This is a genomic window from Vibrio sp. 10N.222.55.B11 (assembly GCF_041473705.1).
GTDB classification, from domain to species: domain Bacteria; phylum Pseudomonadota; class Gammaproteobacteria; order Enterobacterales; family Vibrionaceae; genus Vibrio; species Vibrio crassostreae_C.
In genome coordinates, this window is the sequence record NZ_JBFRST010000059.1 from 1 (window position 1) to 10,605 (window position 10,605).

The 10,605-nt window shown below is 41.2% G+C and carries 8 protein-coding genes and 3 pseudogenes; 5 read left to right on the top strand and 6 right to left on the bottom strand.

The window, feature by feature from the left end:
- A partial coding sequence (traD, locus tag AB4503_RS20140) for a type IV conjugative transfer system coupling protein TraD (RefSeq protein WP_372115636.1) occupies positions 1-1,668 on the bottom strand: 1,668 nt, incomplete at its 3' end.
- Positions 1,669-1,752: 84 nt separating this feature from the next.
- Between traD and AB4503_RS20145 the strand changes: the two are divergent.
- Positions 1,753-2,286 (top strand): annotated as a pseudogene (locus tag AB4503_RS20145) (integrase).
- A 187-nt stretch (positions 2,287-2,473) separates the two neighbouring features.
- A pseudogene (locus tag AB4503_RS20150) lies at positions 2,474-2,548 on the top strand (S-adenosylhomocysteine hydrolase); the annotation flags it as partial.
- Here AB4503_RS20150 and AB4503_RS20155 read toward each other — a convergent pair.
- The 3 genes and pseudogenes from AB4503_RS20155 to AB4503_RS20165 all read right to left on the bottom strand — a co-directional run.
- A pseudogene (locus tag AB4503_RS20155) lies at positions 2,540-2,779 on the bottom strand (IS6 family transposase); the annotation flags it as partial. The pseudogenes AB4503_RS20150 and AB4503_RS20155 overlap by 9 nt on opposite strands.
- Before the next feature lie 117 nt (positions 2,780-2,896).
- On the bottom strand, positions 2,897-4,159 hold the full coding sequence (locus AB4503_RS20160) for a type II toxin-antitoxin system HipA family toxin (RefSeq protein ID WP_017100094.1): 1,263 nt from the start codon (positions 4,157-4,159) through the stop codon (positions 2,897-2,899).
- Positions 4,146-4,481 carry a helix-turn-helix transcriptional regulator gene (locus tag AB4503_RS20165; protein ID WP_017100095.1) on the bottom strand — a complete coding sequence of 112 codons (336 nt, stop codon included), beginning with the start codon at positions 4,479-4,481 and terminating at the stop codon, positions 4,146-4,148. Before AB4503_RS20165 ends, AB4503_RS20160 begins: the two co-directional genes overlap by 14 nt.
- 426 nt (positions 4,482-4,907) lie before the next feature.
- Between AB4503_RS20165 and AB4503_RS20170 the strand changes: the two genes are divergently transcribed.
- Positions 4,908-5,312 carry a nuclear transport factor 2 family protein gene (locus AB4503_RS20170; RefSeq protein ID WP_017100096.1) on the top strand — a complete coding sequence of 135 codons (405 nt, stop codon included), beginning with the start codon at positions 4,908-4,910 and terminating at the stop codon, positions 5,310-5,312.
- Between the two features lie 28 nt (positions 5,313-5,340).
- Positions 5,341-6,045, top strand: coding sequence for a TetR/AcrR family transcriptional regulator (locus tag AB4503_RS20175; RefSeq protein WP_017103707.1), 705 nt, complete (start codon positions 5,341-5,343; stop codon positions 6,043-6,045).
- 643 nt (positions 6,046-6,688) lie between these two features.
- Here the strand turns inward: AB4503_RS20175 and AB4503_RS20180 are convergent.
- Both AB4503_RS20180 and AB4503_RS20185 read right to left on the bottom strand, forming a co-directional pair.
- The gene (locus tag AB4503_RS20180) at positions 6,689-7,618 is read right to left on the bottom strand and encodes an S-4TM family putative pore-forming effector (protein WP_372115637.1); all 930 of its coding nucleotides are present in this window, start codon (positions 7,616-7,618) and stop codon (positions 6,689-6,691) included.
- Between the two features lie 7 nt (positions 7,619-7,625).
- On the bottom strand, positions 7,626-8,618 hold the full coding sequence (locus tag AB4503_RS20185) for an SMODS domain-containing nucleotidyltransferase (RefSeq protein WP_372115638.1): 993 nt from the start codon (positions 8,616-8,618) through the stop codon (positions 7,626-7,628).
- Between the two features lie 1,040 nt (positions 8,619-9,658).
- Here AB4503_RS20185 and AB4503_RS20190 point away from each other — a divergent pair.
- On the top strand, positions 9,659-10,605 hold a 947-nt coding region (locus AB4503_RS20190; RefSeq protein ID WP_372115639.1), incomplete at its 3' end, for a reverse transcriptase domain-containing protein.

A 10,605-nucleotide genomic window follows, 5' to 3' on the forward strand; every position in this document is an offset into this window, starting at 1 on the left:
TTGGATTTCACTGCTAGAGATAACCGGTCGTGTCACCGTCTGGTGGCCAATCGATACCCCATCACGGAGTGCATTTGCACCGTAAGAAATGTGCTCTCTTGAGACATCCACCTCTTGCTCACCCAAATCTTTGGATGAGATTTGCGCCATCTGCGCTGATGGGGCGCGAAAGTAAAAGCGAGAGTTGAGTAAATCAAAAATAACGTCCGCGGTATTTTTTCCGTAGGTTTTCACGAGCTGCGCATAAGACTGGAGACCAATCACATAACAGCCCCCAAACTTACGCACTTCGGCAATGATGGTGTCAAGCTCAGGCAGTTTATGCAGACTTGGCATTTCATCCATAATCACCCAGATGCGGCGGTCTTCATCGTCTTTGAGTCCCAAGATAGCGTTAGAAGCAATGGCAAGCCACGTCGAAATCAAAGGACGCAATGAGGCGTGTTGCTGCGCGTTACTCGATAAAAACAAAAAGCCTTTTTGTTTGTCATCTTGTACCCAATCGGTGATAGAAAACGGTTTACGTTTGGGCTCTCCTTTCGTGTCTTTGTCATCCAAGCCATCTAAAAAGCGTAGGCTCTTAATGTAGGTAGCGAGCACCGACTTAATGGAGATGGCCGTCTTTTTGATGTCTTTCGAGACCAGGGAAGCAGACTCTGTGCCTTGCAGGAAATTACCCAGGGTTTCAAGTTCAGACGTGAGTATCAGGCTAAGCAGCCTTGCGGTCGAGCAGGGCTTGTCATCTTGGCTCATGCGATACGCCGCACTTGAAAAGATAGTCCGGGCGGAGTCGACCCAGAATGGGTCACCTTCGCCATGCTGCGGGATAAGGGCGCTGGCGATATTTTCAAAGTCAGGGGCTTCTTTTGCATCGCACCAGACATCCCAATTGGCGCAGCGTTCATCGAAGGGGTTGAGTAAGGTGTCTTGGCTAGGGTCAAAGAACTTACTGGTAAAGGTGCAGCCTTTATCATAAATAATCGCTTTATCCCCACGTTTGCGTATCCAGCGCAGCAGTTTCCGCAGCATGACGGATTTACCGGCCCCTGTGGTGCCGTCAATCAGCATGTGCTGCACTTCAAACTCACGTTTAAATAAGGCCAGCCCATCCACTTTGAAATCAGAAATTCGTCCGTTGCCTACACCCTGTTTCTTGAGTTTCTTTGCCCGTTTTTTCAAATCATTTGTGAGCACTTTGGGTTCGGCGTATTGAAAGCCTCGAACGTGGAAATCTTCACTTTGCTTTTCGCCTTGTCGTTTAAAGAAACTCATGGCGAGCATCAAAATAGCGAAGGCAATACCGATGGCAATTAAGAAGTTGATTTGTATTTGGTGTATCACGTTATCGTAGAGGTCGATGAGTTGGGTGTTTTCCAGTTGGGAGGCGAGCGTACCAACGTAGCGTTTCCCGCTCCAGAACGTCGTGACTTCGCTGTTAAGATCGTGCCCAAAGCTGGCATAGATATGATTGCGCCAGTAGTAGAACACAGACCAAAAGGCGTTATCAGGAGCGCGTAGCCAGGTTAGAACACCAGTGAGTGCTATCACCGACCAAATGGCGGCGTAGACTAAGGTGTTGTTGACTTGAAAGAACATCCGAATGGAGTGAAAAGTAATTTGTCCGCCACGGGTAAAGTGGTTGCCGGACGCGCGTTTAGGTCTAGGCATAGTGGTTCCTTGAGAGTTAAATGCAGTACTTTTTATATAATTACCTGCGTATGCAGATGAGCTGGTTTAGATTGGAGGTCAATTATGTGGACGAAGAAAGGTCATCTAACAGGGCAGAAAAAGTCCTTCAAGCTTGAAGATATCTGGCGAATTCGCACTAGGCTTGAAATCGACCTTGCTCAATCTCGCTATCGATTGCAAGTTACGTTCTTGTGACTTACTTAGAATGAAAGTGAGGGATATCTCTTCTGGTGGTGCGATTCAAGATCGCGTGCTTTACAGCCAGAGGGGTACAGTTTGAGCTCACTTCACGCACTGCACAGCCAACTCTCTGCACCAGACTCTATTTTCCCAAGTCCTCGAAGGCAGGGTAAAGCAATTAGTTGTAGCAGCTACGCCACCATCATTTTCCGCTGGGTAACGGAACTCGGCTACGATCCCTATCTCTATGGTACCCACTCGATGCGCCGTACCAAGGTGACGTTAATTTAGGCGAGAACCAAAAACATTCGCGCTGTGCAACTATTACTTGGCCATGTTAAGTTGGATAATACCATTTGCTATTTAGGCGTAGAAATTGAGGAGGCTCTGAACATCTCTGAGGGGATAGACTCATAGTAAGGTTGGAGTGTTGATTTTAGAAAGGTCATTTTTAATGACCTTGAAATGATTATTATAAAACAATAGGTTAATAATATTTATTCGTTATTTTTGCCGTATTATCCCCTTTGAGTTTGCCGTATTTCTTCCTGTCATAATAAGGTTGCGTTATATTACGAACACGTATGAAAGTTAGGAGGTTCAAATGACAGCAGTTGATCGCGTTTATCAAAAGATAAAGCGCTCCAGACGCTATGTTTTTGAGCGCAAAGACTTTGATGTAGGTTTCACCCATTCGCCACGAGCCAGATACGGGCTTATTTCTACACCTCGCTCTGTGCTCTAATACTGGCGTAAATTTGATAACCCAACGATTAATAGTGGCCTGATCCACAACGACTCCGCGCTCCAATTGTATCTCTTCAATTTCACGATAACTGAGTTTATAGGCGAGATAATAACGTACGGTTTCGAGAATAACTTCAGAGGGGAAGTGGCAACCTTTAAACATTGAGATTCAGAGTATTAGGTAAAGATTGAGTAAATCTTAACCGACAACGCAAAACTTTGCGACAAAACCCATCATGTCGTACGGACATTGTTTATTTAGATATTCCATGTATTCTACTTAATGACCATCTTGCGGCTTTAAATGTTCCATTTCATTGAATATGTAGTTATTCAATATCACACGTTTGAAAAGTAACTTTCGCGTAACTTCAGGGACATCTACTTCGTTACACACGGATTCAAACTCTTGGGTAATCGTAGAAATTTGAAACCTAATAATTTCTTCTGCTTTTTCAGCCTTAATATTGAAACTTGGTGCTGCTTGCATACAAAGTGATAACAGAGATAAATTAAGATTTTCGAAGATCTTCATTCCATGACTCGCCTCCCCACCTGTACGGTTTTGTGGACAAATATCATAAGCCGGTGACAGGGATATTTTCTCCCCTTCTACAAAGAAAGCATGATTTCGAGCATGGTCATCCGTATTACCGATCAGTACATTAAATACCATCCGTGCAAATAGCTCTTGGCTATCAGAGGTAAAATCGATGCAATACTGCTTCATATTGTTCACTAGGTCTGCGTAAGATGCCTCTCTAGCCCATGTTTCATCTAAGCCTAAAACTGTCAGCCCGGACACCATTGAGCGACGACACCAAACGTCACCAACTAACGCTCTATCAAAGCGTCTTACAAGAAGAACATCTTTTCCTAATACTTTTTCAAAAATAACTTCGGCAACATTGAGTCCTGCTAACTTGGCAAGCCTCATTGCTACGTATTCTGATTGTACAACTTCGTAAGTATCATTTGATGCTGAAAACTTAGCAATATACTTAGCTTCATTACCAGTGATCATCGCTTTCGGGCGAGCACCTCCGAGGGATGTACCATGCATAAGTGCTCTATCCAAATCCGAAGAGATTTCCTTACCTTGACCGACGATTTCAGACGCATTGTATAATTCTTCAAGAGTTGCCGCATCAGTAGAACGATCAAAATACTCAGTGGCCGATTCTTGAAAATCGAGAGAACCGATCCGATCTGAAGCGGAATGCATCAAATACGTCATTTCGCCTAACTCAGCATCGTAGTCTTTGCCCATCAACCGAGAATTAATGACCCTACGTCCCCAAGCATCTGGAGCTGCATCACGCAAGCAAGAGAATATAGGCATACCTTGAACTGGTTCCTTAGTACCAGCAGAAAGCGGTAATTCATTTGAGTAAATTGGTTCTGCATCTGAACGTTTCAAGTAAGACTGACCGTACGTAAAATGTTGGCCAGTTTCATCAATAGTGAGTCTACCTGCTACCACAGGCTCTGATTGTCCTTTAAGCCATTTCCAAACGAAGCATTGATTACTAGAAGTCATCATCTAAAATTACCTTTTTCCTTCTTACTCGATTAGGCAGTAATGCCTCAATTTTCGCATTTGTTTTACGTTTAATAGCAAACTGGTTTTCATCGGGTTCAAATAAAGGAACACCTAATACCCAAGCAGTTTCGAAGTAGAGTCCGATACTTACAGACGGATCACCTTTAAGAATCTTTATCATAGTGGGCTTAGATACCCCAACTCGGGAACAAGTCTCTTCTACAGTGATTTTCTTTTCCTTACGCTGGATTGTAAGCATCGTGGCAAAATGAGTTAGTGCGGCACTAGCAACAGTGCTAACCTGAATGTTACCTCTTCCCATAGTAAATTAACCTTTACCGTAAATATAATAAGGTAAATATTAATTTACCAAAATTTAAATGTCAAAGTAATAGGTTAGAAATAATTATAGTAAAAACTATTTTACTATAAAAATCTTAAAGTGAATTGTAGTTTACAATAAAACAGTCATTGAAATGACTGCAATGAAAAACAGAGATCCTGTCTGAACTCTCTATTTAGTTATTGCTTTACCACACTTTGGTCGAGTAGACGACACCTGAGAAGCTTTTGGACAAAACCTTCCAATTACAGTCAACGATGCGAAATATTTATGCATTTAATGCAGGAGTGCATTCATTGTTAATGCAGCACCTTTCATTCTATTAAACAGCTACAAACTCAAGCTTGCTCTCATTATTGTTCAGTGTACAATATAGAATTGCACACTGAACAATAGAGTAAAATCATGAATGCCAATACGATAGCAAACAAATACCTTGAAGCACTTGAAGAAGCAAACATTGAAAAAGTACTATCGCTTTTCACGCCAGATGCGTTGGTGAGTTCACCACTTTACGGTGAACGTAAGGCAGCAGACTTTTATCCTGAATTGTTTGAAGATACGAGCAGTTCAAAGCTAACCTTGAAGGGCGTAATGGAAGGGAAATCAACTCGTGACTGTACAGATTTGATATCTATCTGGTTCTACTTTGACTGGACACTTGCCAATGGTGAACCTGCACCTTTTAATGTTGTCGATGTGTTAGAAGTCGACAAAGGTAGCCGCTTGATTACCAAATTAAATATTGTTTACGATACTTTTAACATTAGAAGTTCGTTCAATCTGTCTAAAAAGCAGACCTCCCTTTAGCAAGTACTTTATAGATAGCGGTACCTTTATGAAAAGAAAAGCAAATACAACACCTCTCTCTAAGGAAATTATAATCGAGGTAGCACTGAATCTTATTGCGGAGAAAGGAATCGATACGTTTAGTATTCGAGACGTAGCTAAACGGTTAGATACCTATCCAACAGCTATCTATTGGTATTTTAAAAACAAAAACACACTGTTAGGTGAAATTGCAAATACAGTGATGTCTAGTGTCACACCTAACTACGGTAACCTGGATTGGCACGTCTGGTTGACCCTGTTATTCCAAAACTACAGAGGTGCAGTAAAACACCATCCCCACATCGCAGATTTGATAGGAGGGCGACTTCTGGCAAATGCGTATCAAGATCCTAGATTGCTAGATGGAATTATAGCTGCTCTTTTGGATGCAAATTGTCCGCCGTCTCATATAGTCCCTATGTACAACACAGTAATTGCATCAATGTGTGGTTTCGTAACCATGGAGTTCGGTCATTTACCGCTAGATAATGCGGATGAATGGGAAGCTAAGTTAAGAGGGGAGGCTAAGAAGGTAGAAAATAGTGAGTATCCAAACTTAACTCGTTTTCTACCTCAAATGATGAATGCTTCTTTCATTTTACGCTGGCAAAATGGCTATGACAAACCGATGGATGAGAGTTTTAATAGGTATGTTGATGTTTTTATAGATGGTTTGAAACACCAGATTAACGCACTAAACGAGATGCCATAGCAGGAATTTTATACCTTATGGTAACGTTAATTTCAGAAAGTATTGTGCTTAACTATGCACCTCATGAAGCCAATAAGACACTTTTGAGTTAGAAAGTGCCACGAGTCAAAATTCAGGTCTATGAAGCCTCTGGACATTTCTGAATTACAGCGTTTTCTAAATTAGCAAGTTACGGATTAATTGAGGTTTGGCAAAGCCCAGTTTGTCGCATCGTAACTCTCTTATCTAAACAGTATCTACCAAGTCGTGGCTATTCAAAGGAACTGATATTCTTCGGCTTCAGGTATGTTGCCATTTGAGTATGATTAAAACATAGCTGTACTTTAGACAAGTGCTTGATCGCATTCTCAGTGTGCAAGCGTCCCCGAAAATTATACTTACACGTGTAAAAGGAGTGAACATGTTCAGCAATGAAAATATTTTTGATAGGGGATCCTTTTGCTATTCAACATCTGAGAGGGTACTAATAACACTGGACAATGAGCCATTTTGGGGATGAAGAATTTGATGGCGCTGTTGGGTTTTAGTTGGCCTTTGTGGATGGTTATGGTTCCTGATCTAATGGAAGAGTGGTAATCCCGTTCATTTGTAGTGACTCAACTAAAAACAGCCTCCTAAGAGACTGTTTTTATTATTTGTATCTTTAAGCCACTGTAGATTCAGAATTCAACTCTAAATACAGCCCAATTAAAGCGTCAGTATTTACGACCATCGTTTTCTCCATTTTTGCTTGGGATCGCTTGTATAACCATTCAAAAATTGGAGTCGCTGATTGTCTATATTCTTGCCAGTAAGTCATATGATTATCGACTTTTCGCATGATTTCATCAGAACTAAGTCTAAAGTGAAGAGTATTATCCCAAGTTGAATGGCACTCTATTGTTAGATGATTTGCTATCTTTTCAGCATTTTTATTTTCTAACCATTCATCCATCACGACGGCAATGAAAGGTGTAAATGGAGCCACAGCGAAGATGATCACTTGTGATAGCATATAGTTTGCAAAAAATGCAACAATAAGAGGAATGATCAAACTGGCGAAAAGCAAAACTGTTAAGACTTTCTGATATCGTTTTCTTAACTCAGCTTCCCAGCTAAATGTTGACAATGAGCAGATAACTTTAGCAACTGAAAAGGGGACTTCATCTAGTGCAACAGACCACCATTTCTCAAACTCTGCTTTGTCATTGGGATTATTTTTTAACCATTCGCAGCTGAGTTCCGTAAGCGTATCTTTAGACACTTCAAGATAGCTAGGCTTGATTCCAATATTCAGGACAAGATGGTCATGCAATCGTTGTATCGTACATCCAAGTGAATGCCACTCACTGACTTTCTGTTTTCCGAAAGTGCTTGCTATAACTGACACCACAAGCAAAGAAACAACAATTGGAGTTAAGTCAAAATTGAGCTTTTTTGAGTACACAGAAGCAACTAACTGAACAACAGCCAGTATAAGAGTTATTGCCCATATCCAAGCTTTAAAGTACTTAGCTTTTGCATAAGCATTACGAAAAGATGTTCCTGCTTCTACTGACTCATGCTTTTTTTGATTTAAAACTACATTATTCATAAGCATTTCATCCATATGTTGGAAAATCAGTACCAAACACACGTCTCCACTCATTTATAGCTTTATTTTGATCTTTCTGTTTCTCAAACTCGAAAGCACCTAACGCGACTTCATAGTCACTAGTAGCTTTATCTGAAATCTTTTTCTTGTCTTCATATGAGAGGTTATTGAGATTCCCTTGAATGCCTTTAGGGTCATTAACATTGCTCCATATAGCATCTTTGATATAACCGAAAACGTTGATTATATCGATGTCCAGATAATTACTCGCACTACCTTTAGCTTCAAAATAATCAAGAACCATATTCTCTAACAGATATGATTGCATTGATGGCATTGATGGACGCTTTTGCCAATACTTAATCACACGTATAACGTTTAAGACTTTCCCATCACATGTTTGATTGATGTCTGTCACACGTTTACGATCAATCCTCGGATCAGTCTTAATCCAGTTACCATTGCCATCTGGAATGATGTAATAAGTCTTTCCAGCACTGTTTTCTGTCGTAAAAAATGCTGGAACAACATCAAAATTCCAATCATAACTAGTAAGTTTTAGCGTTGCGGCATTTTGATTTCGATGAATTTCAGCTTTCTGATATTGGGTGACCGATTCAAGCTTACGGATAAATTCATTGATTACTTTACGAGAATTCAATCGGTATGAATCGTCATGGCGAAAATTTCTATATTCCTGTGAGTTTTCAGGAGTCGTTAAGTAAACTGTATCTGTCAGATACTCTTCTTCCCAAGTACATCCATTGGCACTTAACGTAAAAATCATATCAATATCATCTAGAGGACGAATCTTCGTTTTTCGTGCAAATGAGCCAAACTCAATATTTTTCTCTGAGTACAGCGGAAAGAAATCATCAAGTCCGTTGATCTTATCTTTCAGCGAATTTCTACTAGATCTAGCTGTTTTGGTGCGATCACTGTTGAGATTTACTTTGTCTTTCATAAAACTATTAAACGCAGCACATACAGTTAATGCCATGGGAACTCCTGATTTTTCAAACAAAGAATAAATGTAATTAGGTGTTCCACACCGGACAACTTGCTTCCCTGAATCTATTTAATTAACGAACAATAGATTTAGCTTAAATGTGGTCTTTGTTCAGAAATTCAATTCTAATCCGGATAGTTAATTGGTTTTTATGATTAACCTCGCAGTTGATACTATTGACAGTTACATCTTTTTTCATTAAACCTTCACGCAATTGTAAGGTGAAAATACAATTAATTAGTCAGAAACCTTCAGAGTGCTTTCTTGCCGTTTTTTGAATTAATATCTGTAGATTTATTGGTTGCTTCGTTGTCAGCCAAAACAAAAAACTACAACTAAATGACTCAAGGAAAGAAATGGTTGTAAGCAGTTTTTACATTTTGCCAATCCATTAGCTCGAGTATGGCAAATATCGATAACGAGTGGTTGAACGAATCTTTGATCTAACTCACCTTGGGGCGTGCGACGTGAAGTCGTATGAAGCGCTGTTCACCGCTTAACGTGTGAACCATCTGTATCACCAGATGAACCTAGGGCTCTGAATAAAGTAGCGAGCCTGACAATGTAATGAAGAATGGTCTTGACCATTCGGGATTTGAATCGTGAGAGAACGATCCTCCTGATAACCACAATCGGGTGAATGCTAGGTAGTCAGCATGATGAACATATGTGAATCCGCTTAAGGTGCGTTATGTGATGAAACAGCGGAAGTGGTTAATACGCTGTAGCCAAAAGGCACGAGAGTCGGAAAGAGATTGCCCCATGCTCTTTCGTGATCATTGAACTCTCCGCACCATAGCGGGCATCTAAACTGATATTGCGCGACATACGGAACACGGTAAGCCTGTATCACTCCCTCTGGGAAAGCCTCTGTGGCCGATAGTGATGCTGGTATAGGAGGTTGGAAAAAGCGAAGGCTGCATTGTAACGATGCAGATACAGACTCATGTCTTGTCACGAAAGTGAGCCCACTTCCAACTGGTCTCTCGTTGCGAGAGAGTTTGAAGAACTTTATTCAAGGAGAAATGCAAATGATGATTTCAAATGAGATTAGTGCCTCTCCTGACAGCGCTCAATGGCAGTCAATAGACTGGAAATCCGTTGAATCGCATGTGTTAAAGCTTCAGATGCGTATCGCAAAGGCAACTCGAGAAGGTAAACACGGCAAAGCGAAAGCCTTGCAGTGGCTACTGACTCATTCTCGCTCAGCCAAGCTTCTTGCTGTTAAACGAGTATCTCAAAACAAAGGCAGTAAAACGCCTGGAATAGACGGCGTTGTCTGGAACACAGACACGCGTCGTATGAAAGCAGTAAATCAACTGAGTCGGAAAGCTTATCAAGCGAAACCACTCAGGCGTATCTATATCCCCAAAAAGAATGGCAAGCTTCGACCTCTGGGCATCCCATGCATGATAGACAGAGCACAACAAGCGCTACACCTATTATCGCTAGAGCCCATATCAGAAACAACTGCCGACCCGAATAGTTATGGCTTTAGAGCAAATCGTAGCACGGCTGACGCTGTCGACCAGTGCTTCAAGTGTTTGGCTTTAAAGAAATCGGCTAAATGGGTTCTTGAAGGAGATATTAAAGCTTGCTTCGACAAAATCGGGCATCAATGGCTTATGGATAACATCGCCATCGATAAACGGATGTTGGAGCAATGGCTAAAGTCAGGCTTTGTAGACAAAGGGCTGTTTTACGACACCGACGAAGGCACTCCTCAAGGCGGAATTATATCCCCCACCTTGATGTTGATGACGTTATCGGGTCTCGAACAGCGCATTAAGTCTACCGCGCTTAAGAAAGGAGCAAGAGCTAACTTTATTGGATATGCCGACGATTTCGTCGTCACTTGCGCTTCAAAGGAAGTGCTCGAGAACGATATCAAACCGTTGATTGCTGATTTCTTAGCGGAAAGAGGCTTAACATTATCCGAAGAGAAAACGCACATTACTCATATCAACGATGGCTTTGA

What these genes read in the sequence shown, in the direction of transcription:
- AB4503_RS20160 (WP_017100094.1), bottom strand. Translation starts at nt 4,159, where the DNA reads ATGATGACTTCTAGTAATCAATGCTTCGTTTGGAAATGGCTTAAAGGA.
- AB4503_RS20165 (WP_017100095.1), bottom strand. Translation starts at nt 4,481, where the DNA reads ATGGGAAGAGGTAACATTCAGGTTAGCACTGTTGCTAGTGCCGCACTA.
- AB4503_RS20170 (WP_017100096.1), top strand. Translation starts at nt 4,908, where the DNA reads ATGAATGCCAATACGATAGCAAACAAATACCTTGAAGCACTTGAAGAA.
- AB4503_RS20175 (WP_017103707.1), top strand. Translation starts at nt 5,341, where the DNA reads ATGAAAAGAAAAGCAAATACAACACCTCTCTCTAAGGAAATTATAATC.
- AB4503_RS20180 (WP_372115637.1), bottom strand. Translation starts at nt 7,618, where the DNA reads ATGAATAATGTAGTTTTAAATCAAAAAAAGCATGAGTCAGTAGAAGCA.
- AB4503_RS20185 (WP_372115638.1), bottom strand. Translation starts at nt 8,618, where the DNA reads ATGGCATTAACTGTATGTGCTGCGTTTAATAGTTTTATGAAAGACAAA.